Source organism: Agromyces tropicus (genome assembly GCF_039531345.1).
In the GTDB taxonomy this organism is placed as follows: domain Bacteria; phylum Actinomycetota; class Actinomycetes; order Actinomycetales; family Microbacteriaceae; genus Agromyces; species Agromyces tropicus.
In genome coordinates, this window is the sequence record NZ_BAAAPW010000006.1 from 40,802 (window position 1) to 66,064 (window position 25,263).

Below are 25,263 nucleotides of genomic sequence, written 5' to 3' on the forward strand. Positions count from 1 at the left end.
GCGGTGCGTCGACGCCGAGCGCGAGGAGACCGGCAACCGGCGCCCGCGGCGCGTCCGCCGGGGAGGTCAGACCCGCTCGACGACGTAGGCGTTGGCCATGCCGCCGCCCTCGCACATCGTCTGCAGGCCGTAGCGCCCGTCGGTCGCCTCGAGGTGGTTGACGAGGGTCGTCAGCAGCCGGGTGCCGCTCGAGCCGAGCGCATGGCCGAGCGCGATCGCCCCGCCCCTGGGGTTCAGCCTCTCGGGGTCGGCGCCCGTCTCCGCCAGCCAGGCGAGCGGGACGGAGGCGAACGCCTCGTTCACCTCGTAGGCATCGATGTCGTCGTGGCCGAGCCCGGCACGTTCGAGCACCTTCGCGGTGGCCGGGATGACGCCCGTGAGCATGAAGAGCGGGTCGCTGCCGACGACCGAGAAGGCGCGGAACCGGGCGCGCGGCTCGAGCCCGAGCCGCTCGGCGGCCTCGGCGCTCATGATGAGCGCGGCCGAGGCGCCGTCGGTGAGGGGCGACGAATTGCCGGGGGTGATCCGCCACTCGACCTCGGGGAAGCGCTCGGCCAGCCGGTCGGTGCGGAACGCCGGGTTGAGGCCGGCGAGCGACTCGACGGAGGTGCCGGGTCGGACGGTCTCGTCGACCAGCCGGTCCACGCCCGCGACGGGGACGAGCTCGGTGGCGAACGCGCCCGACTCCCCCGCCGCCGCGGCGAGGTCGTGCGAGCGCGCGGCGAAGGTGTCGAGGTCCTCCCGGGAGAGACCCCACTTCTGCGCGATCAGCTCCGCGGAGACGCCCTGGCTCACGAGCCCCTCGGGGTACCTGGCGTGCACGCGGGTGCCGAACGGGTCGGCGCCCGCCGCGCTCGAGCCGAGCGGCACCCGGCTCATCGACTCGACGCCGCAGGCGATGATGATGTCGGCCTGGCCGGCGAGGATCGCCTGCGCCGCGAAGGTCGCGGCCTGCTGGCTCGACCCGCACTGGCGGTCGATGCTCGTGCCCGGCACGTGCTCGGGGAATCCGGCCGCGAGCACGGCGTTCCGGGTGACGTTGTACGACTGCTCGCCGATCTGGCTGACGCACCCGCCGATGACGTCGTCGATGATGCCCGGATCGAGGTCGTTGCGGTCGACGATCGCGGTGAGCACCCCCGCGAGCAGGTCCACCGGATGGACGCCGCTCAGCATCCCCCCGGGCTTGCCGCGCCCCACCGGGGTGCGGACGACGTCGACGATGACGGCTTCGGTGCTCATGCCTCCAGCCTAGGTCCGCCCGCGCGGGCCGGCGGCACGGCCGCGGACGGCGAACGGCCGGCCGCGCCATCCGTTCGGTGGGTCCGGATGCCGCGACCGGCCGGTCGCGGGCGCCTGATGCGCGGGGTCAGCCGACCTCGGCGACCTCCGGCACGGCCGCCGGAGCGACCTGCTCGATGCGCACGGGCTCGCGCTCCGGCAGCACGACCGGATGCGTGCCGGCCATCGCCTCGATGACGCGCACCACCTGGCACGAGTAGCCGTACTCGTTGTCGTACCAGACGTAGAGCACGACATCGGTGCCGTCGGCGATCGTGGCCAGGCCGTCGACGATGCCCGCGCGGTGGTTGCCGACGAAGTCGGTCGAGACGACCTCGGCCGACTCGATGTAGTCGACCTGCTGACGCAGCGGCGAGGTGAGCGAGACCTTCCGGAGGTACGCGTTCAGCGTCGCCTTGTCGGTCGGGCGCTCGAGCTGCAGGTTCAGGATCGCGAGCGAGACGTCGGGCGTGGGCACGCGGATGGCGCTGCCGGTGAGCTTGCCCTCGAGCTGCGGGAGCGCCTTCGACACGGCCTTCGCGGCACCGGTCTCCGCGATGACCATGTTGAGCACGGCGGAGCGGCCGCGACGGTCGCCCTTGTGGAAGTTGTCGATGAGGTTCTGGTCGTTCGTGAACGAGTGCACGGTCTCGACGTGGCCGCGGGCGACGCCGTAGGCCTCGTCGATCGCGGCGAGCACGGGCGTGATGGCGTTGGTCGTGCACGACGCCGCGGAGAGGATGCGGTCGCCCGCCTCGATGTCGGCGTGGTTGATGCCGTGGACGATGTTCTTGATCGCGCCCTTGCCGGGGGCCGTGAGCAGCACGCGCGAGACGCCCGTCGACTCGAGGTGGCGCGCGAGGCCCGCCTCGTCGCGCCAGCGGCCCGTGTTGTCGACGACGATCGCGTCGTCGATGCCGTACGCCGTGTAGTCGATCGTGCCCGGGTCGTCGGAGTAGATCACCTGGATCAGGGTGCCGTTGGCGAGGATCGTGTTCGCCTCCTCGTCGACCGTGATCGTGCCCTGGAACGGGCCGTGCACCGAGTCGCGGCGGAGCAGGCTCGCGCGCTTGGCGAGGTCGTTCTCGCTGCCCTTGCGCACGACGATGGCGCGCAGGCGCAGGCCCTGGCCGCCGCCGGCGTGCGCGATCAGGATGCGGGCGAGCAGGCGCCCGATGCGGCCGAAGCCGTAGAGCACGACGTCGGCGCCGGTCGGCGCGGGCTCGCCGGCGTCGACGAGGACGGGCGCGAGCTCGGCGCGGAGGAAGTCGACCAGGTCGGTGCCCTCGGGGGCCGCGTGGAACCGGGAGACGAGGCGCGCGACGTCGATCGAGGCCGGGCTCGGCGCGATCTCGGCGAGGGCCTCGAGCACGCGCATGGTGTCGGCCAGGTCGAGCTCGACGTCTCCGGCCTGCCGGGCGAAGCGGTGCGCCTTCAGCAGCTCGACGGCGGAGCGGTTGATGAGCCGCCGGCCGTGGATCGAGGTGACGACCCCGTGCCGGCGGTACAACCCGCCGATGAGCGGGATCATGCGCTCGGCGAGCTCCTCTCGGGCGATCCAATCCTCACGGCGGGCGTCGAACTCGTGGCTCACGACTCTTCCTCTCGGCCGCGGGGCGGACCACGTCGGCCTGTGCGGGTCGCGCGCGGGTGGGCAGCGTCGACCACGGGGTTGTCCAAGGGGATGCCCCGATGATATCCGGCGCACGGCTGGGCACCCGCTGTACACGACGTCACGTGACGGGAGTGCCGACTGCCGCGACGGCGAGCCGGACGGCGGCTCAGGCGGCGATGTCGTCCACGAGCGCGATGTCGTAGACCGCGATGCGCTGCGGCACGCCGTCGAACGCCTCGGCGCGTGCCGCGGACGCGAGGTACTCCGCCTCGAGCGCCCCGAACGCGTCGGCGTCACCGGGCGCACTGACGGCCCAGACGAACTGGTTCGACTCGCGGATGCCGTACGCGAACTCGATCGCGAACCCGGCGGCCGGGCGCACGCGCGGCATCCACTCGTTCCACCACGCCACGAAGGCGTCGTACTCTCCGTCGACGAGCGTGTACCGGCGCAGCTGGATGGTCTTCACCCGAGCCATCCTGCCGCATGCGCGACACCGATGACGGCGCCGTCGCGGGCTATACTCGCACCGTCCAGGCGCCCGGTCGCACGCGATCGACGAGCGGCGCCGGCGCTCGGAAAATGGGCGCGAAGCGTCCGGCCCGACGGCCGGCCCGCGAGGCACATACGGAACCTCCCATCCGTCACCGTCTCGAAAGGCTCCGCCATGCCCACCGTCTCCGCGCACGTCGCCCGCACCCTCGCCGCCCACGTCGACCACGTCTTCGGCGTCATGGGCAACGGCAACGCCTGGTTCCTCGACGCGCTCGAACGCACGACCGACGCGACCTTCACGGCCGTGCGCCACGAGGTCGGCGGCGTGGTCGCCGCCGACGCGCACTTCCGCGCCTCGAACCGCCTCGCCGCCGCCACCGCGACGTACGGCGCCGGCTTCACGAACACCCTGACGGCGCTGGCCGAGGCCGTGCAGGCGCAGGTGCCGCTCGTGCTCGTCGTCGGCGACGAGCCGACCTCCGGCCCGCGCCCGTGGGGCGTCGACCAGATCGCGCTCGCGTCGGCGGTCGGGGCTCGCACGTACACGGTCGGGCGCGCGGATGCCGCGGCCACGACGGTCATCGCGATCGAGCACGCCCTGGCGTACCGGGTGCCGACGGTGCTCGCGATCCCGTACGACGTCGCCTCGGTCGAGGCCGGTCCCGTGCCGGAGGCGCCGGCACCTGCGCTGCCGACCCCGCTCGAACCGCTCGGACCGTTCGCCGCCGAGACGATCCGGGCCGTGGCACGGAGCCTCGCTTCGGCCGAGCGACCGCTCCTGCTCGCGGGACGCGGCGCCTGGCTCGCGGGTGCCGGCGACGTGCTGGGCGAACTCGCCGACGCCACCGGCGCGATCACCGCCACGACGGCGCTCGGACGCGGGCTGTTCCCGGACGTCCGCCACGACCTCGGCGTGACCGGCGGCTTCGGCGCCGACGCGGCGATGGCCGCGGTCCGCGAGGCGGACGTCGTCGTCGTCTTCGGCGCGTCGCTCAACCAGTTCACGATGCGCTTCGGCGCGCTCTTCGCGCCCGGCACCCGCATCGCCCAGGTCGACGTCGCACCCGCCGCGACGCATCCGCACGTCGGCGCGTACGTGCGCGGCGACGCGGCGCTCGTCGCGCGGGCCCTCCTCGACGAACTCGCTGCGCTCGGCGCCGAGCCGTCGGGGTGGCGCGAGTCGGTCGACGTCTCCGCACTGTGCGCGCACGAGGAGGGCGTCGGCGTGGTGGCGGACGACGGGCGGCTCGACCCGCGCAGCGTCGCGGCCCGGCTCGCCGATCTGCTGCCCGAGGACCGCGTGGTGGTCTCGGACGGCGGCCACTTCATCGGGTGGGCGAACATGTACTGGCCCGTGGCGTCCCCGGAGCGGATGATGATGGTCGGCACCGCGTTCCAGTCGATCGGGCTGGGCTTCCCGAGCGTGGCCGGCGCCGCGGCGGCGCAGCCGGAGGCGACGATCGTGCTGACGACGGGCGACGGCGGCGGGCTCATGGCCATCGCCGACCTCGAGACGGCGGTCCGGACGGCAGGGGGTCGCGGCATCGCGGTCGTGTGGAACGACGCGGTCTACGGCGCCGAGGTGCACGTGTACGGCCGGATGGGCCTCGCGGACGGCCCGATGCGGATCCCCGAGGCCGACTTCGCCGGACTCGCGACGGCGCTGGGCGCCGAGGGCGTCGTCGTGCGCGACCTCGCCGACCTCGACCGACTCGCGGCGTGGGGCGCCGAGCCGGTCGACGATCGCCGGTTCCTCCTGCTCGACTGCCGCGTCTCGAACGCGATCGCCGCGCCGTACCAGGAGGAGATCCTCCGGGTGAACTCCCCGACCGTCGACTGACTCGGCATCCGACTCGCAGCCTGCCGCGGCGTCCGCTGGATCGTATATGATTACGGATACGACGCTCCCCCGCCCTTCGATACCATCGCGGGTGACGCTCACGACGAAGTGGAGATCACGTGCCAGATCCGTCACGCATCCGGGAGATCGCCGACGAGCTCGTCGCCGCCGACCGCGACCGCACGACCGTGCCCCTGCTCACCGCCCGCAACCCCGGCATGACCGTCGAGGACGCGTACGCCGTGCAGCGCGAGTGGGCGGAACGTCGGATGGCCGCGGGCGCCCGGCTGGTCGGCCGCAAGATCGGCCTCACGTCGAAGGTCATGCAGGTCGCGACCGGAATCACCGAGCCCGACTACGGAGTGATCCTCGACGACATGGTCTACGAGTCGGGGGCGACCATCGAGTACGACCGGTTCTCGAACGTCCGGATCGAGGTCGAGCTCGCCTTCGTGCTGGGCTCTCCGCTCGAGGGACCCGATGCGACGATCTTCGACGTGCTGCGCGCGACCGAGTACGTCGTGCCCGCGCTCGAGGTGCTGAACTCGCACATCGAGCTCGAGGGCCGCACCATCGTCGACACCATCAGCGACAACGCCGCGATGGGCGCGATGGTCATCGGCGGGCGCCCGGTGAAGGTCGACGAGGTCGACCTCCGATGGGTCGGCGCACTGCTCTCGCGCAACGAGACCATCGAGGAGTCCGGCGTCGCGGGCGCGGTGCTCGGGCACCCCGCGATGGGCGTCGCCTGGCTCGCGAACAAGCTCGCCCAGCACGGGCAGTCGCTCGACGCCGGCCAGATCGTCCTCGCCGGCAGCTTCACGCGGCCCATGTGGGTCGAGCGCGGCGACACCGTGCACGCCGACTACCACGACCTCGGGAGCATCTCATGCCGGTTCGCCTGACCCTGCCGCCGACGTTCGCGGCCCGCATCGACGAGTCCGATCGCCCGCAGGTCGGCATGTGGGTGTGCTCGGGCAGCCCGCTCGTCGCGGAGATCGCCGCGGGCAGCGGCCTCGACTGGGTCCTCATCGACGGCGAGCACTCGCCCAACGGCCTCGAGTCGATCCTGGCGCAGCTGCAGGCGGTCGCCGCATATCCCGTCGCCCCCGTGGTCCGCGTGCCGATCGGCGACACCGTGGTCATCAAGCAGGTCCTGGACCTCGGCGTGCAGAACCTGCTCGTCCCGATGGTCGACTCGGCGGCACAGGCCGCCGAACTCGTCCGAGCCGTGCGCTACCCCACCGCGGGCGTGCGCGGCGTCGGTTCGTCGCTGGCGCGCGCGTCGCGCTGGAACCGCGTCGACGACTACCTCGCGACCGCGTCGTCGACCGTCAGCCTCTTCGTGCAGATCGAGTCCGCCGCCGCGGTCGACGCCGTCGACGGGATCGCCGCGACCGCCGGCGTCGACGGCCTGTTCGTGGGCCCCGCGGACCTCGCCGCCTCGATGGGGCACCTGGGGCAGCAGTCGCACCCCGAGGTCGTCGGCGCGGTGCTCACGGCGATCCGCGCCGGCCTGGCGGCCGGCATCCCGGTCGGCGTCAACGCGTTCGTACCGACCGACGCCGAGCGGTACCTCGAGGCCGGCGCCTCGTTCGTCGCGGTCGGGGCGGATGTCGCGCTGCTCGCGCGCGCCTCGGAGGCGCTCGCCGATCGGTTCATCGGGCCGTCCGGCACGGAGCGGGCGAGCTACTGACGCACCGCGGCATCCGACCGTTGCCAGCGGCGTCACGATCGTATATGATTTCAGATATCTGAGACGAGGGAGTCCATGACCGCCATCGCCACGCCCGGCAAGATCATCGCCGTGCACCTCAACTACCCGTCGCGCGCCGCCCAGCGCGGCCGTACGCCTGCACAGCCGAGCTACTTCCTGAAGCCGCAGAGCTCGCTCGGCGAGTCGGGCGGCACGGTCGAGCGGCCCGCCGGCACCGAACTGCTCGCCTTCGAAGGCGAGATCGCGCTCGTGATCGGCGAGCCCGCACGGCACGTCTCCCCCGCCGATGGCTGGTCGCACGTCGCGGCCGTGACCGCTGCGAACGACCTCGGCCTCTACGACCTCCGCGCCGCCGACAAGGGATCCAACGTCCGCTCGAAGGGCGGCGACGGCTTCACGCCGCTCGGCCCCGTCGCGATCCCGGTCGACGGCATCGGCCAGGGCGACTGGCGTGTCCGCACCTGGGTCAACGGCGAGCTCGTGCAGGAGGACACCTCCGACACGCTCCTCTTCGACTTCGGCCGACTGGTCGCCGACCTCTCGCAGCACTTCACCCTCGAGACCGGCGACGTCATCCTCACGGGCACCCCCGCCGGGTCGACCGTCGTGGTCCCGGGCGACGTCGTCGAGGTCGAGGTCGACGCCCCGACGGCGCCCGGTGCGCCGTCGACGGGCCGTCTCGTCACCACGGTCACCGACGGCGACGTCGCCTTCGGCGAGCACGGCTCGCGCCCCGCCGTCGACGACCTCCAGCGCATCGAGGCCTGGGGCTCGGCGGAGGCGCACGCGAGCGCGGTCGCCGCGGGCCGGGCCACGCCGCTCGACGGCCCCCGTGCGGACGACCCGACGGATGCCGCCGAGCCGCCGTTCGAGCTCACCGACGACCTGCGCGCGCAGCTCTCCTCGGTCGCCGTGGCGACGCTCTCGGTCGCGCTCCGCAAGCGCGGGTACCACGACGTCTTCATCGAGGGCGTCGTCGCGAACCACCCCGGCGACCGCATCGTCGGTCGCGCCCGCACGCTCCGCTTCATCCCCGCCCGGCCCGACCTCTTCGCCTCGCACGGCGGCGGGTACAACGCGCAGAAGCGCGCGTTCGACACCGTCGGCGAAGGCGAGGTGCTCGTGGTCGACGCCCGCGGCGAGCGCGGCACCGGCACGGTCGGCGACGTGCTCGCGCTGCGGGCGAAGGTGCGCGGCGCGGCCGGCATCGTCACCGACGGCGGCGTCCGCGACTTCGACGCGGTCGCCGAGATCGGCATCCCCGTGTTCTCGCAGGGGCCGCACCCGAGCGTGCTCGGCCGCCGGCACGTGCCATGGGAGACCGACGTGACGATCGCCTGCGGCGGCACCGCGGTGCAGCCCGGAGACGTGATCGTCGGCGACGGCGACGGCGTGATCGTCATCCCCCCGCACCTCGTCGCCGAGGTGGTCGCCGAGGCCGCCGAGCAGGACGCCGCGGACGCCTGGGTCGCCGAGCGCGTCGCCGAGGGCCGGCCGGTCGACGGGCTCTTCCCCATGGATCGCACGTGGCGCGAGCAGTACGAGCGCGAACGCGCGGCCGCAGAGGCGGCGGGCGACGACGGTTCGGCGGGCCGTGCGCCGACGACGGCCGAGGAGGAGGAATGAGCGCCGAGAGCAAGTCGCAGCGCGCCTACCGGTTCATCCGCGAGCGCATCGACGACGGGCGCTACGTGCCCGGCTACCGCCTCGTGCTCGCGCAGATCGCCGCCGAGCTCGACGTCTCCGTGGTACCCGTCCGCGAGGCCATCCGCCGGCTCGAGGCCGAGGGGCTCGTGACGTTCGAGCGCAACGTCGGCGCGCAGGTCGCCCTCATCAAGGAGACCGAGTACCTGCACACCATGCAGACGCTCGCGCTCGTCGAGGGCTACGCGACCGCCATCGCCGCGCCGTACCTCACGCCGGAGCAGCTCGACCGGGCGCGCGCCGTCAACGCCGAGATGCGCCGCACGCTCGACGACTTCGACCCGCATCGATTCACCGAGCTGAACCTCGAGTTCCACTCCGTCCTGTTCGAGGGGTGCCCGAACCCCCACGTGCTCGACCTCGTCCACCGCGGCTGGAACCGCATGCGCGTGCTCCGCGACTCGTCGTTCAGCTTCGTGCCCGGCCGCGCGCGGGCCTCCGTCGAGGAGCACGAGCGCATCGTCGAGCTCATCGCCGAGGGCGCCGACGCACTCGAGGTGGAGCTCGCCGCCCGCAGCCACCGCACCGCGACGCTCGACGCGGTGCTCGCCTACCAAGCAACGCACAAGCCGCCGTCGACCGCAGTGCCGGCGTCCGCGACCACCTGACCGCGGCGACCGACGACGCGCGCCGCCCGACCAGCACCACTCCGGAAGGAAACCGCCAGATGAGCCACTACATCCCCGAGGGCCTGCCCGACCGCATCCGCCACTACATCGACGGCGAATCCGTCGACTCGGTGGGCGGCGAGACGTTCGACGTGCTCGACCCGGTCTCGAACGAGACGTACGTCCAGGCCGCCGCCGGCCAGCAGGCCGACATCGACCTCGCCGTCGCCGCCGCACGCCGCGCGTTCACCGAGGGCCCGTGGCCGCGGATGCTGCCGCGCGAGCGCTCGCGCGTGCTGCACCGCATCGCCGACCTCGTCGAGGCGCGCGACGCGCGCCTGGCCGAGCTGGAGACCTTCGACACCGGCCTGCCCATCACCCAGGCGCTCGGCCAGGCCCGCCGCGCTGCGGAGAACTTCCGGTTCTTCGCGGACCTGATCGTCGCGCAGGCCGACGACACCTACAAGGTGCCCGGTCGCCAGGTGAACTACGTCAACCGCAAGCCGATCGGCGTCGCCGGGCTCATCACCCCATGGAACACGCCGTTCATGCTCGAGTCGTGGAAGCTCGCGCCCGCGATCGCGACGGGCAACACCGTCGTGCTGAAGCCCGCCGAGTTCACGCCGCTCTCGGCGAGCCTGTGGGCCGAGATCTTCGAGGAGGCGGGCCTGCCGCAGGGCGTGTTCAACCTCGTCAACGGGCTCGGCGAGGAGGCCGGCGACGCGCTCGTGAAGCACCCCGACGTGCCGCTCATCTCGTTCACGGGCGAGAGCCGCACCGGGCAGATCATCTTCGGCAACGCCGCGCCGTTCCTCAAGGGCCTGTCGATGGAGCTCGGCGGCAAGAGCCCCGCCGTGGTCTTCGCCGACGCCGACCTCGACGCCGCCGTCGACGCGACCATCTTCGGCGTGTTCTCGCTCAACGGCGAGCGCTGCACCGCCGGCAGCCGCATCCTCGTCGAGCGCGCCGTCTACGACCAGTTCGTCGAGAAGTACGCGGCCCAGGCGAAGCGCGTCGTGGTCGGCGACCCGCACGACCCGAGGACGGAGGTCGGCGCGCTCGTGCACCCCGAGCACTACGACAAGGTCATGAGCTACGTCGAGCTCGGCAAGGGCGAGGGCCGGCTCGTCGCCGGAGGCGGGCGGCCGGAGGGCTTCCCCACGGGGAACTACGTCGCTCCGACCGTGTTCGCCGACGTGCCGAAGGACGCCCGGATCTTCCAGGAGGAGATCTTCGGACCGGTCGTCGCGATCACCCCGTTCGACGGCGAGGAGGAGGCGCTCGAGCTCGCCAACGGCGTGAAGTACGGCCTCGCCGCCTACATCTGGACCAATGACCTCAAGCGGGCCCACAACTTCGCCCAGGCCGTCGAGGCCGGCATGGTCTGGCTGAACTCGAACAACGTGCGCGACCTCCGCACCCCGTTCGGCGGCGTCAAGGCCTCCGGCCTCGGCCACGAGGGCGGCTACCGCTCGATCGACTTCTACACCGACCAGCAGGCGGTGCACATCACGCTCGGCGCCGTGCACAACCCCACGTTCGGCAAGCAGGAGCACCACGAGACCGACCTGGACGACCCCGATCCGCGCTGACGCGCCATCCCACCGACCATCTCACGCAAGGACGCTGACATGACCAACCGCACCCCCTCATCGCACCGTGATGGCATGACCCTCACCTCCTCGGGCTTCTACGTCTCCCAGGAGGCGCCGATCCACTCCGGGAACGCGATCCCGACGCCCTCGGCGCCCGCACCCGACATCCTGCGCTGCGCGTACATGGAGCTCGTGGTCACCGACCTCGAGGCCAGCCGCAACTTCTACGTCGAGGTCCTCGGGCTCACCGTGACCGAGGAGGACGAGCAGACCGTCTACCTCCGCTCGCTCGAGGAGTTCATCCACCACAACCTCGTGCTCCGCAAGGGCCCGGTCGCGGCCGTCGCCGCGTTCAGCTACCGCGTGCGCACGCCCGAGGACCTCGACAAGGCCGTCGCGTTCTACACGGAGCTCGGATGCCGCGTCGAGCGCCGCAGCGAGGGCTGGACGAAGGGCATCGGCGAGTCCGTGCGCGTCGAGGACCCGCTCGGCTTCCCGTACGAGTTCTTCCACGACGTCGAGCACGTCGAGCGCCTCGCCTGGCGCTACGACCTCTACACGCCCGGCGCCCTCGTGCGCCTCGACCACTTCAACCAGGTCACGCCCGACGTGCCGCGCGCGGTCGCGTTCATGCAGGACCTCGGCTTCCGCGTCACCGAGGACATCCAGGACGAGGCCGGCACCGTCTACGCCGCCTGGATGCGCCGCAAGCCCACCGTGCACGACACCGCCATGACCGGCGGCGACGGGCCGCGCATGCACCACGTCGCGTTCTCGACGCACGAGAAGCACAACATCCTCGCCATCTGCGACAAGCTCGGCGCCCTCCGCATGTCGGACGCGATCGAGCGCGGCCCGGGCCGCCATGGCGTCTCGAACGCCTTCTACCTGTACCTGCGCGACCCCGACGGCCACCGCGTCGAGATCTACACGCAGGACTACTACACGGGCGACCCCGACAACCCCGTCGTCACGTGGGACGTGCACGACAACCAGCGCCGCGACTGGTGGGGCAACCCCGTGGTGCCGTCCTGGTACACCGAGGCGTCGCTCGTGCTCGACCTCGACGGCGAGCCGCAGCCCGTCGTCACCCGCACCGACGACTCCGAGATGGCCGTCACGATCGGCGCGGACGGGTTCTCGTACACGCGGAAGGGCGACGAGGAGAAGGGCTTCAAGCTCGGCCACACGCTCTGAGGCGCCGCGCCGCAAGCACGCTCGGGCGCGACGCCGGCACCGCTCGGGCGCGCGAACATTAGCGCATTCGCGGCGTCTCCGGAATGGCTGGCGCCGACGGCCGCGGAGCGCCATGGTTGAAGCGTGATCGCGGACCAGGGAACGACCGCTTCGCGGGCGATCACGACCGGGGGGACGACCCCGGGGAGCTGCAGCTCCCCGGGGCCCGAAGGTTCCCGACCCGCCGTGCGCCGCACGGCGTCATCGCCCATCAGAAAGGCACTTCAGTGAACACCCTGCTCATCATCGTCGGCATCATCGCCATCATCCTGCTGTTCACCGGCGGCTTCGTGCAGTCGCTGAACTTCCTGCTCTGGGTGGGCATCGTCCTGCTCGTGCTCGCGGTCATCGTCTGGCTCGTGCGCATGCTCACCGGCAACCGGAGCGTCTGATCCACCGAGCCGGGTCGCACCCGCGACCCGGCGGTCAGGCCTCCGACGAGGCCGTCCCGTCGCCGCCCGCACGCTCGTCGTGCCGGGCGGCGTCGTCGTGTGCAGGCGCCGTGTCCGGCGCGGAGGCGGCGGCCGCCCGCCCGCCGTGCGCGTCGTGGCCGTGCTCGTGGTGCTCCTCCACGAGCTCGAGCGCGTCGATCATGCCGGCCAGGAAGCGGGCGACCACGTCGAGCTCGCGCTGGTCGAGCCCGTCGGCCACGTCGATCATCGCCCGGTGCATGCGCCCGAGCGTGGCGCGCACCTCGTCGTCGCTGTCCGTCGTGCTGGCGACCACGAGCGATCGCCGGTCCGACGGATGCGGGCGTCGCGTGAGATGTCCGGATCGCTCCAGCCGGTCGATCAGCACGGTGGTCGACGCCGACGAGATGCCGAGCAGCTTCGCGAGGTGCCCCGGCGTGAGCACCTCGCCCTCGCGCTCGGACTTCAGCACGTACCGCAGCGCGAGCAGGTCGGTCTCGCCCATGCCCATCGAGTCGCGCGTGCGCCGACGCATCTCCTGGTCGGCCGCGCGGTAGCGGCGGAGCAGGTTGAGGACGTCGACGCTGCCGATCCGGGAGCCCTCGGGCTCGTACCAGTACCCGCTCGACTCGAATCCACTGGGACGACTGGACACCCTGACACCCTAGTCCCGACCCGGCGCGGACGTGCGTCGTGCACGCACGTCCAACCGGTGCGCGCGTACGGGCAACGGCGCGGTTCGGGCTGCTGCCTACCGTGGAACCCCGACTCAACGTGGAGGTGCCATGGACAGCCCGACCCCAGTCCTCGAGGAGACGCACGCCGATCTGCTCGCCGAGATCACGCCGCAGGCCGGCGACCGGCGGGAGATCCTCGACCCGGCGACCGGGGCCGTCGTCGGCCACGCGCCCGTGCACGGCGTCGACGACCTCGACCGGGCGATCGCCCGTGCCGAGGCCGCGCAGCCGGCGTGGGCCGCACTCGGCCACGAGCGCCGGAGCGAACTGCTGCTGCTCGCCGCCGACGCCATCGACGCCGAGGCGGAGGCCCTGGCGCGTGTGCTGTCGCGTGAGCAGGGCAAGCCGCTGAACGGTCCCAATGCGCGATTCGAGGTGGGCGCGGCATCCGGGTGGATGCGGGCCGCCGCCGCGACCCCGCTCGAGGCCGAGGTCGTCGTCGACGACGGCGAGACGCGCGCCGAGCTCCACTACCGGCCGATCGGCGTCGTCGGCGCGATCGGGCCGTGGAACTGGCCGCAGATGATCACCGTCTGGCAGGTCGCGCCGGCGCTCCGCATGGGCAACACGGTCGTCGTGAAGCCGTCGGAGTACACGCCGCTCAGCGTGCTCGCGCTCATCGAGGTCATCAACCGGGTGCTGCCGGAGGGCGTCGTCGAGATCGTCTCGGGCGGTCGCGACGTCGGTGCGGCGCTGGCGTCGCACCCGTCGATCGGGAAGGTGATGTTCACCGGGTCCACCGCGACCGGCAAGGCGATCATCCGCAGCTCGGCCGACACGGTGAAGCGCCTCACGCTCGAGCTCGGCGGCAACGACGCCGGGATCGTGCTGCCCGACGTCGACCCGAGGGCGATCGCCGATGGCGTGTTCTGGGGCGCGTTCATCAACACGGGCCAGACCTGCGCGGCGCTGAAGCGCCTCTACGTGCACGAGGACGTCTACGACGACGTCTGCGAAGCCCTCGTCGACGTCGCGCGCGCGATGCCCATGGGCGTCGGGCTCGACGAGGCGAACGTGCTCGGCCCGCTGCAGAACCGGCGGCAGTTCGACATCGTCGACCGCCTGGTGGAGTCGGCGAAGGCCGACGGCGCCCGGGTGCTGCTCGGCGGCGACCCGGACCGCACGCGCCCGGGCAACTTCTACCCGACGACGCTCGTGGCCGACATCGACGACGCCGCGCCGCTCGTGCAGGAGGAGCAGTTCGGCCCGGCGCTGCCGATCATCCGCTACCGCGACCTCGACGAGGCGATCGCCATGGCGAACGGGGTCGAGGTCGGGCTCGGTGCCTCGGTGTGGTCGACCGACCGCGACGAGGCGCGCCGTATCGCCGTGCGCCTCGAGGCGGGCACGGTGTGGATCAACGCGCACGGGGCGGTGCACCCGATGGCGCCGTTCGGCGGCGCGAAGCAGTCCGGCTACGGGCTCGAGTTCGGCGTCGAGGGTCTCAAGGCGCTCGGCGTGCCGCAGGTCGTCAACGGCTGACCTGCGCGGCGTCCGCGGGTACGGGCCGGGAACGCGATCGCGCTCCCGGCCCTCCTCGTGCGAGGTCGCGCCGCGGCCGGGTCGCGCCGAGCGCGACGCCGCGCCGCGCCGCGGATGGGCGCGTCGCGGCGCGTATCGTTGACCCCGACGCCGCGGCGTCGCGAGAGGGGACCATGCCGAAGATCGTCGACCACGACGCGCGCCGCCTCGAGATCGTGCACGCGACCTGGCGCCTCATCGCGGAGAAGGGCTTCCGCGCCACCACGATGCGCGAGATCGCCAAGGCGTCCGGGGTCGCGAACGGCGGGCTCTTCCCGTACTTCCGCAACAAGGAGGAGCTGATCGGCGCGACGTTCGAGCACGTGTTCGCCGCCACGAACGAGCGCTTCGCGGCCGTGCGCGCCGACCTCGAGGGCATGGCGGCGCTTCGCGAGCTCATGCTGCAGATCTTCCCGCTCGACGGGGAGCGGATCCTCGAGGCGCGCATCGTCATCCCGTTCTGGGAGTACGCGGCCAACGAACCCGAGCTGCTCGCGCTGCACGAGCGCACCATGGACCAGTGGCGCGTCGAGATCGGCGGGCACCTCGCCGATGCGAAGCGCCTCGGCGAGATCCGCGACGACATCGACATCCCCGTGGTCGTCGACCACTTCATGGCCATGCTCGACGGCGTGCAGGTGATCGCCGTCGTGGCGCCGGCGAGCGCGGCGGCCGACCGGCTGACCCGACTGCTCGACGGGTACCTCGACCTGCTGCGGTGACCGTTCCCGATCCGTCTTCGCGCTGCTCGAACGCGCGAGGATGATGGAGGCATGCCCGCGCCCCACCGTCCCGGCCTCCGAGTCGACGCACGGCTCACGATCCCCGAGTCCGAGCTGTCCTGGCGGTTCTCCCGGTCGTCCGGTCCCGGCGGGCAGGGGGTGAACACGGCCGACTCCCGAGCGGAACTCGTGTGGAGCGTCGAGGACTCGGCCGTGCTCTCGGAGGCCCAGCGGGATCGACTCCTCGACCGCCTGGGCGGCCGCATGGTCGACGGGGCCCTGACGATCACCGCATCCGAGCACCGCTCCCAGTTGCGCAACCGGGACGCGGCGCGCGCACGGCTCGCCGCACTCGTGGCGGACGCGCTGCGTCCGCCGTCGCCGCCGCGGCGACCGACGAGACCGACCCGCGGCGCCGAGGAGCGGCGCCTGCAGGCGAAGAAGCGGCGCACCGACGTCAAGCGCCTGCGCCGCCCACCTGCCGACTAGCACTCCGCGTGCCGTGGGCCGGAGCAACGTCGGCGTGCGTCATCGCGCCCGTCCGGTCAGCGGCGCACCCGATAGCGCAGGTGGAGCACGCGGTCGCCCCGGATCACCTCGTCAGGGTCCTCCAAGAGGTGCTGCGCGTGGACCGACCCGAAGTAGCGCTTGCCGGAACCGAGCACGACGGGTGCGACGTCCATGCGCACCTCGTCGACCAGGCCCGCGGCGAGCGCCTGGCCGCCGACGTCGCCGGCCGCGACCTCGACGATGCGCTCACCCGCCAGTTCCTGCGCCGCGGCCACGGCCGCCTCGACCCCGTCGACGAAGTGGAACGGCGCACCCGGGTCCCATCCCCGGGGTTCCGGGCGATGGGTCACGACGACCACGTGGTCGACGCCGCCGGGCGGCGTCCCGTCCCAGCCGTCGGTCAGGTCGAAGACGTGGCGGCCGACGACGGTCGCCCCGATCCGGTCCCAGTACGGCCTGACGTAGTCGAAGGACGTCTTCGACACGCGCAGCACGCCGCTGTCGTCCAACGGGACGTCACCGCTGGTCAGCCAGTCGAAGAGGGGCCCGGGCTGGTCGTGCTCGTCCGCGATGAAGCCGTCCACCGACACCGAGCCGTACATGACGACGGTTCCCATGAGCGCTCCTCTGCCTCGGGATGCCCCGAATCTAGCGCTGCCGGCAGCCGGCCCGACATCCCGTGTCGTGGGCGACGGGCGGATGCCGCGCCCCGCGACATCCGCCCGCCTCGATGCGATCGCCCGGCCGTCAGGCCCCGTGCCCGTGCCCCGAGCACGTGCACTCGCCCGCCTCGCAGTGGCATCCGCCGGCCGCGGCATCCGTGTGGCACGCCATGCCCATCGCTTCGGACGAGGGCACGTTGAGGGTGGGGTTCCGGCCGAAGAAGCCGTAGGGCTTCAGGGTGAACTTCGCGTAGTCCACGGGCATGACCGGCCAGTCCTCCACGCGCGGGAAGTGCGTGGGCCCGAAGGTGTGCCAGAGCACGATGTCCTCGCCGTCGATCGAGCGGTCGGCCTCGGTGTAGCGCGGGAGGCCGTCGCCGCCCGGGTTCTGGTTCACGAGGTCGCCCGCCGGGTAGCGCTCGTCCTGGTCGTAGCGGGTCACCCAGAGGTGCTTGCGGGTGAATCCGGCGCGCTTCGCGATCACCGACTCCGAGTCGGCGAGCAGCGTCGGCGAGCCCTGCGCGAGCAGCTCGTAGGCGACGGGGCGACCGAGCCGGTTCTGCTGCTCGGTGTTGACGATGTGCCAGGCACGGCCGGCGAGGGGGTCGGCGTCGCGCGCGCCCTCGGCCTCGGTGCGCAGGCGCGTCGTGCGCTTCGTGAAGGCGTTGCCGTACGGGTTGCCCTCCCCCATCGGCACGCGCACCGCGTCGACCTCGTCGACCGCGTTCGCGACGCCGTCGACCATCATGTCGAGCCGCGCGCTGAACAGGTGCTGGTGGTAGGGCGCCCCGAGCCCGGGCGCGACCTCGCTGGCGTGGTCGCCCGCCTCCGGGTCGTACGCCGAGGAGAACAGCACGCCGGTGAGCTTCGCCTCGCACTCGATCGTGCCGTCGAGGTAGAGGTACCAGTAGAAGCCGTAGTCGTAGTTTCCGACCGTGGTGAAGAAGCTGATCACGAGGCGCCGCTGGCGGCGCACCTCGTTCGACCCCGTGTAGATGTCGGTGTGCTTCCAGAGGGTCCCGTAGTCCTCCTCGTGCATGCAGATCGCGTTCGGGATGACGCGGGGGTGGCCGAACTCGTCGGCGATCGTGGCGTCGAAGTAGCGGATCTCGCCGAGGCAGTCGCAGCCGAGCTGGAGCGAGTTCGCGTAGCGGCCGAAGACGTACTCGCCGGTGTCGAAGTAGTTCTGCCAGAACCGGGCGGGCGACGGATCGCCGTAGGGCACGACCATCTCGGCGATCGAGGCGCGGTACACGATGTCGCGCTCGGCGCCGCCCTGGTCGGCGTCGACGTAGCGGATGCGGCGGAGCACGAGCCCCTCGCGCGCGTCGAACGCGAGCGAGAAGCGCCAGTTCGCCCAGCTCACCCGGTCCTCCTCGACGGTGAAGCTCGGCCCCTCGGGCTGGGTGATGCTGATCGGCTTGAGGGTGTCGAGCGGCGCGCCCTGCACCTCGGGGTCGTCGAAGTTCCCCGACTCGGCGGGGATGTCGTAGACCTTGTGGTCGACGAGCTCGAACATGTGACCCTCGATCATGTCGACGTAGGCGCAGAGGCCGTCGATGGGGTGCGCCCAGCAGTGGTCCTGCTCGTCGTGCCGCATGAAGGCGAGCACGCGGATGACGCGGCGCCCCCGCTCGGCCTCGAACCCGTACTCCCCCGCGGAGAGCGGGGCGAGCGCGACCTGCTCGTGCGTGATGCCCCGCTCGGCGAGGGCCTCGTGCCACTCGGGCTCGGCGCCCAGCAGGTCGTAGATCGCCTCGAACTCGACGTCGAGGATGGGGACCTGCCCGTTCGCGCCGTCGATCTCGTCGCGGCGGAGGATCGACCGGTCGCTGATCGAGACCCGGACGTCGGAGGACGCGCCGGTGGCCCGGTCGAGCAGGAGCACGCGTGCGACGCGCGGGAGCTCGACGCCGGCGAGGACGTCGGGCTTCGCGGGCTCGTCGAGCCCGACGTAGACGAAGCGCGTCTGCTCGGTCAGCAGGCCCGCGTCGCCGAGGACGTCGCGCGTGAGGTCGATCTCGTCAGCGGACAGGCCGCGCATGGGGTCTGCGGCGGCGCTCGGCCCGGTGGCGGGCTCCTGCCGGATCTGGTGGGTGGTCGACATCGTCGTCATGCTGCACCTCGTTTTTCTCTACGTTTGTTGAGTAATATAGCCCCACTCACCGGAACAGGGAAGATTCGGGGACGACGGATGGGCGAATTCGCGCACGGGGTCATGCTCGCCGGGGCCGTGGCCGGCACCGGGGCGACGTTCGCGCGCGGACGCGGCGTCCGCGCGCTCGACGCCGCCACGACCGTCGCCATGCTCGCCGCGATGCTCGACGCATTGTTCACACACGCGGTGTCCCCGCTCGCCTGGGCGGTCGTCCTCGTGATCGCGGGCCTCGCGATCGGGGTCCGGGCGCGCCGGGACCGGCATCGCCGCGACTCGCCCGACCGCGCACCCGACCTCCCGCTCGCCGACCTCCACCATGGTCTCGCCCTGATCGCGACCGGCTGGCTGCTGGTCGGCGCGGACCACGGAGGCGGCTCGGTGGCGGCGACCCACGCGCACGCGCTTCCGCTCGCGGCGGCCCACCTCGTCATCGTGCTCCCCGTGCTCGTCCTCGGCGCCTGGGTGAGCGTCCACGCGATCCGCACCGGAACCGAGCGCCTCGGCCACGGCGCCGCGGCGGCGAGCATGACCGTCATGCTCGCCGCCATGGCCGCTCCCGCTCTCGTGACCGCGCGCGGGGGCTAGATGCCGCGGTGCGGCTCGCCCGAGACGGCGGCGGCCTCCGCCTCCTCGATGCCGTGCCCGATGCGCGCGTAGAGCTCGGGGTTCCTGCGACGGATCGCGATGCCCCACACGACGCCGGCGATGCCCGGGACGATGAGCAGCGCGGGCAGCACGAACGTGACCGCGGTGGTCTCGGCCTGGCCGAGCAGCACGTTGAAGTTCGCGAGGATGAGCACGAACACGGCGAAGAGGACGACGACCGAGATCGCCGGCGCGACGAGCGTCTGCCAGGCGCCGAGCCCTCGCCGGTCGCGACGGAAGAACCCGATGACCGCGATCGCGATGATGCCCATCAGCAGCACGAGCCCCATCGCGCCCGTGTTCGTGAGCCAGGTGAACATCGTGAGCACGGGATAGAGGAACTCCACCGGCGCGAAGTCGGCCCTGAGCCCCATGACCTCGCCCGCGACGACGAACCCGAGCGTCACCACGATCGCGATCGCGCTCTGCGCGACCGAGCCCGCCCATGGCGCACGCGAGCGGGCGCGGACCGCCCCCAGGCCCCGGTGCAGCACGCCCTCGCGCCCGAGCGAGAAGAGGTAGCGCGCGACCGCGTTGTGGAAGGACTGGAGTGCGGCGAACAGGCTCGTGAGGAAGAGCACCTGCATGAGGTCGCTCACGATGACCGGCGCGTGCTCGCCCATGAACACGAACATCAGGTCGGGACCGTAGGCGGCCGATGCCTCGACGATCTGCGAGGGCCCGATGCCCACCGTGAACGCCCACGCGCTGAACGCGTAGAAGACGCCGATGATCGCGACGGCCGAGTAGGTCGCACGCGCGACCGTGCGCTTGGGGTCCTTCGACTCCTCGCCGTAGATCGCCGCCGACTCGAAGCCCATGAACGCGGCGACGCCGAACGAGAGCACGGCGCCGACGCCCGGCACGAGGAACTCGGCGGGCTGGAGGCCCGCGGTGCTCACGCCCTCGGGCGCCACGGCGAACGAGACGAGGTCGAACACGAGCACGGCCGCGAACTCGAGGGCCACGAGCGTGCCGAGCACCTTCGCCGAGAGGTCGACGCGGTTCACGCCGAGCGCGGCGACCACGGCGATGCAGGCGAAGATCCAGAGCCACCACGGCGTGGTGATGCCGAACTTCGCCTCGAGGAACATCGACATCTGGAACCCGAAGAGGCCGTAGATGCCGACCTGCATGGCGTTGTAGGCGACGAGCGCCACCAGCGAGGCGCCGACGCCGAAGGGCCGTCCGATGCCCTGGGCGATGTAGGCGTAGAACGCGCCGGCGTTCGTGACGTAGCGGCTCATCGCGGCGTAGCCGACGGCGAACACCGCGAGGGCGGCGGCGAGCACGATGAAGCCGACCGGCACGCCGATCACGCCGGTCACGGCGAAGGTCGTGGTCACGCCGCCCGCGACGACGGTGAGCGGCGCCGAGGCCGCGATGATCATGAGGGTGACGGATGGCACGCCGAGGCGCCGATGGCTGAGCCCATCGGTCGCCGCAGGCGTCGACGTCGTCGTTGAGGTCATGTCTGGGGATCCCTTGTTCGACGGAAGGGCGCGCCACCGCGGCGTCGCCCGGTTCCGGCCCATGGTTCCGTGCGCCGGCCGCAGCGGGCTTGTCCCTGAGCGTACGTCCGTTGTCCGGGACCGCAGGCTCCCCCTGTCGAATTTCACTCAACGAGCGTAGAGTTTCCTCCCGACCCGGACATCGACGTCCATCCCCGAGAGACGAGGTGCATCCCAGTGCCCCAAGGATCCTCCCCCGCCCCCGCCGTCGACACGTCGGAGCTGCCGCTGGACTTCGCGGAGTTCAGCGCCCTCGTCTCCCGCGCGTTCGTGCCCCTGCGGGTGCGTTCCGATCACCCGGACGAGTTCCGCGGTGAGATCCGCGCCGCGGAGGGCGACGACGTGCACCTCTCGGTCGTGACGGCCGCCGGCCACGAGATCCACCGGACCCCCGAACTGGTCGCCCGCTCCGAGCACCGCTGCTTCAAGCTCGGCCTCCAGCTCTCCGGGACCGGGCTGCTCATCCAGGACCGCCGCGAGGCCGTGCTCCGCCCGGGCGACCTGACGATCTACGACACCGACGCGCCCTACACGCTCGTCTTCGAGGAGGCCTTCAGCACCCTCGTGCTCATGGTCCCCCACCGCATGCTCGAGCTGCCGACCGACGCCGTCCGGGGCATGACCGCGGCGACCATCGACGGCGACCACGGCCTCGCGCGCGTGGTCGCCCGCTTCCTCGGCGAGCTCTCCGGCGACCTCGACCAGCTCCGCGGACCCATCGGCTGCCGGCTCGCCCGCAACGCGGTCGACCTCGTCACCACGCTCTACGCCCGCGAGCTCGATGTCGCGCGCGACGCCGATCGACCGCACCGGGCGATGCTGCGCCGGGTGCAGGCGTGGGCCGACGCACGACTCGGCGACCCCGACCTGTCGCCCGCCGCGATCGCGTCGGCGCACTACATCTCCACGCGGCACCTGCACGCGATCTTCCACGAGGAGGGCCTGACGGTGTCGAGCTGGATCCGCTCGCGCCGACTCGACCGCTGCCGACGCGAGCTCGCCGATCCGCTCGCGGCGGGCCGACCGGTCGCCCGGGTCGCCGCACGCTGGGGCTTCGCGGATGCCGCGCACTTCAGCCGCGCGTTCCGCGCCGAGTTCGGCGAGCCGCCGAGCGCGGTCCGGTCGCGCGCCGTCGGCGCCTGAGGACGGCCCGGCGCCGCGGCGCGGCGGGCCGTCGACGTGGGGCGCGGCGCGACGAGGGCGCGACGGGGCCGCTCAGGCCAGGAAGTCGATCGCCGCGTCCTTGAAGGTGCGCGACGTGAGCGTGGAGACGTGGTCGCGGCCCGGGATCGTCACGAGATCGCTCTCCCAGTCGAGCGCGAGCTGCTGCACGCCGGCGGGCACCGGGTCCTCCTCGCCCGCGACGAACAGCACCGGGATGTCGCCCGGGATCGCGAGCGGTGCACCCGAGACCCCGCCGACGCAGGCGAGCAGCGCCTCGCGATCGGCGCCGGCGCGGATGGCTGGACCGAGCACCTGGGCGATGACCGGATTGCGCGGCGCGACGTCGTCGACGAGGTACGCGCGGATGCCGGCGACGTCCCACGTGGCGAACAGCTCGGTCGGCCCCGCCCCGCCGATGACGACGCGCCGGACCCGGTCCGGCGCGAGCTCGCAGAGCGCGGAGACGACGCGATTGCCGAGCGAGTAGCCGATCGCGTCGCAGCGCGCTGCGCCGGCGGAGTCGAGCACCGCGAGCAGGTCGGCGCCGAGCCGGTCGGGAGCGTAGGCGTCGACCGTCACGGGCTTGTCGCTCGCTCCGTGGCCGCGCAGGTCGGCCGTGATCACGCGACGACCCGACTCGACGAGGGCGCGCACCCATCCGGTGCCGTCCCACGTGATCGACGAGTCCGAGGCGAAGCCGTGGACGAGCAGCACGGGCGGCCGCCCGGACTCGGCGTCGTCGCCGTGCACGCGGTAGGCGATCAGCACGCCGTCGGGCGATTCCGCGTGCAGGACGGGGGCCGACGACTCCCGCGGCATCACGCCTGGTCCGCCTCGGCCTGGTCCGCCTCGGGCTCGTCCGCCGCGACATCCGCTTCGGCCTCGACCACCTCGCCCGGCGGCAGCTCCGACGAGTCGACGATGGCCGCGCCGGCGTGCCCGAGCTCCGCGATCGCGGCCTCCGAGGTCTCGGCGGCGACGCCGGCGACGAGGTCCTCGAGCACGCGGACGTGCCGGCCGTGCTCGATCGCGTCGAGCGCGCTCGCGCGGACGCAGTAGTCGGTCGCGATCCCCGCGACATCCACCTCGGTGATGCCGTGCCGGTCGAGGAGCTCGGCGATCGAGGCGCCCTCGTCGTCGGTGCCCTCGAAGATCGAGTAGGCCGGGACCCCCTGGCCCTTGCGGATGTGGAGGTCGATCCGGTCCGTGTCGAGCGCCGGGTGGTACTCGGCGCCCTCCGTCCCGGCCATGCAGTGCTTCGGCCACGTCGTCACGAAGTCGGGCTCGGCGTCGGTCGCGAAGTGCCCGCCGTTGTCGTCATCCGGGTTGTGCCAGTCCCGCGAGGCCACGACGAGGTCGTACCGGTCGGCGTGCTCGGCGAGGTACGCGGTGATGCCCGCGGCCACGGCGGCACCGCCGTCGACGCCGAGCGCGCCGCCCTCGGTGAAGTCGTTCTGGACGTCGATGATGAACAGGGCCCGACTCATGACCGGCTCCTTCGCTCCTCGGGTCTGGGGGCGGGCCGTCTCATCCCGCCGCCTCCATTCTGTCCCGGATCCGGTTCGGTCGCGCGGGCCCTCGGTCACTCGTTCGAGAGGTCGTCGCCGCAGCGGTAGAAGCCCGCGGTCAGGGTGTCGATCGCCTGCTTCGCCCCCTCGGTCACGTCGCCGAGCGCGTAGATCGCGAAGGTCAGCGTCGTGCCGTCCTGCGCGTGGATGATCCCGGCGAGCGTGTACCCGGTGTCGATCCAGCCGGTCTTCGCGAAGACCGCGCCGTCGGCGACCGCGTTGTCGCCCGCGAAGCGATCGGCGTACGAGAGCGAGCCGCGCTGGCCCGCGACCGGGAGCCCGTCGCGGAGCACGCCCAGGTTCCCCTCCCGCGCCTCGACCTTCGCGAAGATCCGGGTGAGGTACGCGGGCGGCACGGTGTTGTCGGGCGAGAGCCCGGATCCGTCGACGACGCGGATGCCGCCGCGCGCGACGCCGTAGGCCGCGAGCGCCTCGCGGATCGCGGGATCGATCGCCTCGAACGTGTTGCCCGTGCCGAGCTCGATCGCGACCTGGCGCGCGAGCATCTCGGCGACCGTGTTGTCGGAGACGATGAGCGCCTTGTCGACGAGCTGGGCCACCGTCGGCGACCAGACCCGGCCGAGCTCGGTCGCCCCGTCGGGGGCCGTGCCGCGCTCGATCGTCGCGATCCCGCCGAGCTCGGCGGCGAACGCATCGCCGGCGCGCCCGACCGCGTCGTACCCGCGGGCCGACGTGTTCGCGTACGGATCCGCGCGATCGCCGTCGACCATGAGCGCGGTGATCTCGGGCATGTACCCGAGGTCGCGCTCGGTGGGCGCCCAGCTCGCGTGCCACGTCTCGCCGCCGAAGTACGACGCGTCGAGCACCAGCTTCGTGAGCGGCGGGTTCGACGGATCGGCGTTCCACGCGTCGCGCACCTGCCGCGCGAGGTCGTCCAGGTGGGCCGCGCCCGGGTAGACCGTGTCGTTCCCGCTCGCGGTGCGCGACAGGGTGAGGTCGCCGCCGCCGACGAGCACGGCCGATCCCGGTTCGGCGCCCTTCACGACCGTCGTCGCGAATCGGTGGTCCGGCTCGAACACCGCGAGCGCGGCGGCGGTCGTCAGCACCTTCATGACGCTCGCCGTGCGCGAGGCCGTCAGCCCCCCGCGGTCGTAGAGGATCTCGCCGGTGGCCGCGTTCATCACCTGCGCCTGGAACTGCGCCAGCCGCGGGTCCGCGGCGAGGGCGGCGACCGAGCACGTCCGCTCACGGGCGACCGGCTCCGGCGTCGGGGTCGGCGTGGGCGTCGGAGTGGGCGTGGGCGTCGCGGTCGGCGTGGGCGTCGGCGACGGGGTCGGCACCGGGTCGCCGCCCGGCATGGTCGCCGCGAACGCGACGGCGGTGCCGAGCAGCGCGACGGCGGCCACGCCCGCGACCGCAGCGAGCACCCGATGCTCGGCGATCAGCGAGCGGATGCCGCGGCGTCGGCCGGGCTCCGGCGCAGCGGGGTCGGCGGAGCCGGCCGCAGCGTCGGGTCGCCCGGGCTCGGACTCCGCGCCCGGGGCATCCGTCTCGTCGCTCATCGGGGCATTCTACGAAGGCCGCCCGAGCGGGACCCGAGTGC

Annotated in this window: 23 protein-coding genes; 13 read left to right on the top strand and 10 right to left on the bottom strand. The window is 72.5% G+C overall.

Annotated features, from left to right (window positions below; genetic code table 11):
• Positions 1–66: 66 nt before the first annotated feature.
• From ABD230_RS16395 to ABD230_RS16405, 3 genes are all read right to left on the bottom strand, one after another.
• Complete coding sequence (locus ABD230_RS16395) at positions 67–1,242, bottom strand: thiolase family protein (RefSeq protein ID WP_344377210.1); 1,176 nt, start codon at positions 1,240–1,242, stop codon at positions 67–69.
• Positions 1,243–1,369: 127 nt separating this feature from the next.
• A complete protein-coding gene (locus tag ABD230_RS16400; RefSeq protein WP_344377212.1) occupies positions 1,370–2,875 on the bottom strand; it encodes a glyceraldehyde-3-phosphate dehydrogenase in 1,506 nt (501 codons plus the stop codon).
• A gap of 187 nt (positions 2,876–3,062) precedes the next feature.
• Positions 3,063–3,365, bottom strand: coding sequence for a hypothetical protein (locus tag ABD230_RS16405; RefSeq protein ID WP_344377213.1), 303 nt, complete (start codon positions 3,363–3,365; stop codon positions 3,063–3,065).
• 198 nt (positions 3,366–3,563) lie between these two features.
• Between ABD230_RS16405 and ABD230_RS16410 the strand changes: the two genes are divergently transcribed.
• The 8 genes from ABD230_RS16410 (at position 3,564) to ABD230_RS16445 (ending at position 12,483) form a co-directional block, all read left to right on the top strand.
• Complete coding sequence (locus tag ABD230_RS16410) at positions 3,564–5,231, top strand: thiamine pyrophosphate-binding protein (RefSeq protein WP_344377214.1); 1,668 nt, start codon at positions 3,564–3,566, stop codon at positions 5,229–5,231.
• A gap of 119 nt (positions 5,232–5,350) precedes the next feature.
• The gene (gene hpaH, locus ABD230_RS16415; RefSeq protein WP_344377215.1) at positions 5,351–6,136 is read left to right on the top strand and encodes a 2-oxo-hept-4-ene-1,7-dioate hydratase; all 786 of its coding nucleotides are present in this window, start codon (positions 5,351–5,353) and stop codon (positions 6,134–6,136) included.
• Positions 6,121–6,927 carry an HpcH/HpaI aldolase family protein gene (locus tag ABD230_RS16420; protein ID WP_344377216.1) on the top strand — a complete coding sequence of 269 codons (807 nt, stop codon included), beginning with the start codon at positions 6,121–6,123 and terminating at the stop codon, positions 6,925–6,927. The genes hpaH and ABD230_RS16420 overlap by 16 nt, the downstream gene beginning before the upstream one ends.
• A 75-nt stretch (positions 6,928–7,002) precedes the next feature.
• On the top strand, positions 7,003–8,574 hold the full coding sequence (locus ABD230_RS16425; protein WP_344377217.1) for a fumarylacetoacetate hydrolase family protein: 1,572 nt from the start codon (positions 7,003–7,005) through the stop codon (positions 8,572–8,574).
• Positions 8,571–9,260, top strand: coding sequence for a GntR family transcriptional regulator (locus tag ABD230_RS16430; RefSeq protein WP_344377218.1), 690 nt, complete (start codon positions 8,571–8,573; stop codon positions 9,258–9,260). Before ABD230_RS16425 ends, ABD230_RS16430 begins: the two co-directional genes overlap by 4 nt.
• Before the next feature lie 59 nt (positions 9,261–9,319).
• A complete protein-coding gene (hpaE, locus tag ABD230_RS16435; RefSeq protein WP_344377219.1) occupies positions 9,320–10,852 on the top strand; it encodes a 5-carboxymethyl-2-hydroxymuconate semialdehyde dehydrogenase in 1,533 nt (510 codons plus the stop codon).
• 75 nt (positions 10,853–10,927) lie between these two features.
• Positions 10,928–12,052, top strand: a complete 1,125-nt coding sequence (gene hpaD, locus ABD230_RS16440; protein WP_344377220.1) for a 3,4-dihydroxyphenylacetate 2,3-dioxygenase — start codon at positions 10,928–10,930, stop codon at positions 12,050–12,052.
• A gap of 266 nt (positions 12,053–12,318) precedes the next feature.
• The gene (locus tag ABD230_RS16445; RefSeq protein WP_154344684.1) at positions 12,319–12,483 is read left to right on the top strand and encodes a hypothetical protein; all 165 of its coding nucleotides are present in this window, start codon (positions 12,319–12,321) and stop codon (positions 12,481–12,483) included.
• Positions 12,484–12,517: 34 nt separating this feature from the next.
• Here ABD230_RS16445 and ABD230_RS16450 read toward each other — a convergent pair whose 3' ends face one another.
• Entirely contained in the window at positions 12,518–13,156 is a 639-nt protein-coding gene (locus ABD230_RS16450; RefSeq protein WP_344377221.1) for a MarR family winged helix-turn-helix transcriptional regulator, read from the bottom strand.
• Positions 13,157–13,286: 130 nt separating this feature from the next.
• Here ABD230_RS16450 and ABD230_RS16455 point away from each other — a divergent pair, with 130 nt between their 5' ends.
• From ABD230_RS16455 to arfB, 3 genes are all read left to right on the top strand, one after another.
• Complete coding sequence (locus tag ABD230_RS16455; protein ID WP_344377222.1) at positions 13,287–14,720, top strand: aldehyde dehydrogenase family protein; 1,434 nt, start codon at positions 13,287–13,289, stop codon at positions 14,718–14,720.
• A 173-nt stretch (positions 14,721–14,893) separates the two neighbouring features.
• Positions 14,894–15,481, top strand: coding sequence for a TetR/AcrR family transcriptional regulator (locus ABD230_RS16460; protein ID WP_344377223.1), 588 nt, complete (start codon positions 14,894–14,896; stop codon positions 15,479–15,481).
• Positions 15,482–15,532: 51 nt separating this feature from the next.
• On the top strand, positions 15,533–15,970 hold the full coding sequence (gene arfB / locus ABD230_RS16465) for an alternative ribosome rescue aminoacyl-tRNA hydrolase ArfB (protein WP_344377224.1): 438 nt from the start codon (positions 15,533–15,535) through the stop codon (positions 15,968–15,970).
• Positions 15,971–16,026: 56 nt separating this feature from the next.
• Here the strand turns inward: arfB and ABD230_RS16470 are convergent, their stop codons facing one another.
• Both ABD230_RS16470 and ABD230_RS16475 read right to left on the bottom strand, forming a co-directional pair.
• The gene (locus ABD230_RS16470) at positions 16,027–16,608 is read right to left on the bottom strand and encodes a dihydrofolate reductase family protein (RefSeq protein WP_344377226.1); all 582 of its coding nucleotides are present in this window, start codon (positions 16,606–16,608) and stop codon (positions 16,027–16,029) included.
• Between the two features lie 130 nt (positions 16,609–16,738).
• On the bottom strand, positions 16,739–18,760 hold the full coding sequence (locus ABD230_RS16475) for a primary-amine oxidase (RefSeq protein WP_425546255.1): 2,022 nt from the start codon (positions 18,758–18,760) through the stop codon (positions 16,739–16,741).
• 87 nt (positions 18,761–18,847) lie between these two features.
• On the opposite strand from ABD230_RS16475, the gene ABD230_RS16480 reads away from it, so the two are divergent.
• A complete protein-coding gene (locus tag ABD230_RS16480) occupies positions 18,848–19,396 on the top strand; it encodes a hypothetical protein (protein WP_344377228.1) in 549 nt (182 codons plus the stop codon).
• Here ABD230_RS16480 and ABD230_RS16485 read toward each other — a convergent pair.
• Entirely contained in the window at positions 19,393–20,928 is a 1,536-nt protein-coding gene (locus ABD230_RS16485) for an APC family permease (protein ID WP_344377229.1), read from the bottom strand. The genes ABD230_RS16480 and ABD230_RS16485 overlap by 4 nt on opposite strands.
• 216 nt (positions 20,929–21,144) lie before the next feature.
• Here ABD230_RS16485 and ABD230_RS16490 point away from each other — a divergent pair, with 216 nt between their 5' ends.
• Positions 21,145–22,110 (top strand): AraC-like ligand-binding domain-containing protein, encoded by a 966-nt coding sequence (locus tag ABD230_RS16490; RefSeq protein ID WP_344377230.1) that lies wholly within the window; start codon positions 21,145–21,147, stop codon positions 22,108–22,110.
• Positions 22,111–22,182: 72 nt separating this feature from the next.
• Here the strand turns inward: ABD230_RS16490 and ABD230_RS16495 are convergent, their stop codons facing one another.
• From ABD230_RS16495 to ABD230_RS16505, 3 genes are all read right to left on the bottom strand, one after another.
• Positions 22,183–22,950, bottom strand: coding sequence for an alpha/beta fold hydrolase (locus ABD230_RS16495; protein ID WP_344377232.1), 768 nt, complete (start codon positions 22,948–22,950; stop codon positions 22,183–22,185).
• Positions 22,950–23,618: an isochorismatase family protein gene (locus ABD230_RS16500; protein WP_344377233.1), complete on the bottom strand. Its 669-nt coding sequence runs from the start codon at positions 23,616–23,618 to the stop codon at positions 22,950–22,952. Before ABD230_RS16500 ends, ABD230_RS16495 begins: the two co-directional genes overlap by 1 nt.
• Positions 23,619–23,713: 95 nt before the next feature.
• Positions 23,714–25,222, bottom strand: a complete 1,509-nt coding sequence (locus tag ABD230_RS16505) for a D-alanyl-D-alanine carboxypeptidase/D-alanyl-D-alanine-endopeptidase (protein ID WP_344377240.1) — start codon at positions 25,220–25,222, stop codon at positions 23,714–23,716.
• Positions 25,223–25,263: the final 41 nt, after the last annotated feature.

What these genes read in the sequence shown, in the direction of transcription:
- ABD230_RS16460 (WP_344377223.1), top strand. Translation starts at nt 14,894, where the DNA reads ATGCCGAAGATCGTCGACCACGACGCGCGCCGCCTCGAGATCGTGCAC.
- ABD230_RS16430 (WP_344377218.1), top strand. Translation starts at nt 8,571, where the DNA reads ATGAGCGCCGAGAGCAAGTCGCAGCGCGCCTACCGGTTCATCCGCGAG.
- hpaE (WP_344377219.1), top strand. Translation starts at nt 9,320, where the DNA reads ATGAGCCACTACATCCCCGAGGGCCTGCCCGACCGCATCCGCCACTAC.
- ABD230_RS16485 (WP_344377229.1), bottom strand. Translation starts at nt 20,928, where the DNA reads ATGACCTCAACGACGACGTCGACGCCTGCGGCGACCGATGGGCTCAGC.
- ABD230_RS16470 (WP_344377226.1), bottom strand. Translation starts at nt 16,608, where the DNA reads ATGGGAACCGTCGTCATGTACGGCTCGGTGTCGGTGGACGGCTTCATC.
- ABD230_RS16410 (WP_344377214.1), top strand. Translation starts at nt 3,564, where the DNA reads ATGCCCACCGTCTCCGCGCACGTCGCCCGCACCCTCGCCGCCCACGTC.
- ABD230_RS16500 (WP_344377233.1), bottom strand. Translation starts at nt 23,618, where the DNA reads ATGAGTCGGGCCCTGTTCATCATCGACGTCCAGAACGACTTCACCGAG.
- ABD230_RS16395 (WP_344377210.1), bottom strand. Translation starts at nt 1,242, where the DNA reads ATGAGCACCGAAGCCGTCATCGTCGACGTCGTCCGCACCCCGGTGGGG.
- ABD230_RS16420 (WP_344377216.1), top strand. Translation starts at nt 6,121, where the DNA reads ATGCCGGTTCGCCTGACCCTGCCGCCGACGTTCGCGGCCCGCATCGAC.
- ABD230_RS16475 (WP_425546255.1), bottom strand. Translation starts at nt 18,760, where the DNA reads ATGTCGACCACCCACCAGATCCGGCAGGAGCCCGCCACCGGGCCGAGC.
- ABD230_RS16425 (WP_344377217.1), top strand. Translation starts at nt 7,003, where the DNA reads ATGACCGCCATCGCCACGCCCGGCAAGATCATCGCCGTGCACCTCAAC.
- ABD230_RS16495 (WP_344377232.1), bottom strand. Translation starts at nt 22,950, where the DNA reads ATGCCGCGGGAGTCGTCGGCCCCCGTCCTGCACGCGGAATCGCCCGAC.
- hpaD (WP_344377220.1), top strand. Translation starts at nt 10,928, where the DNA reads ATGACCCTCACCTCCTCGGGCTTCTACGTCTCCCAGGAGGCGCCGATC.
- ABD230_RS16455 (WP_344377222.1), top strand. Translation starts at nt 13,287, where the DNA reads ATGGACAGCCCGACCCCAGTCCTCGAGGAGACGCACGCCGATCTGCTC.
- arfB (WP_344377224.1), top strand. Translation starts at nt 15,533, where the DNA reads ATGCCCGCGCCCCACCGTCCCGGCCTCCGAGTCGACGCACGGCTCACG.
- ABD230_RS16505 (WP_344377240.1), bottom strand. Translation starts at nt 25,222, where the DNA reads ATGAGCGACGAGACGGATGCCCCGGGCGCGGAGTCCGAGCCCGGGCGA.
- ABD230_RS16480 (WP_344377228.1), top strand. Translation starts at nt 18,848, where the DNA reads ATGGGCGAATTCGCGCACGGGGTCATGCTCGCCGGGGCCGTGGCCGGC.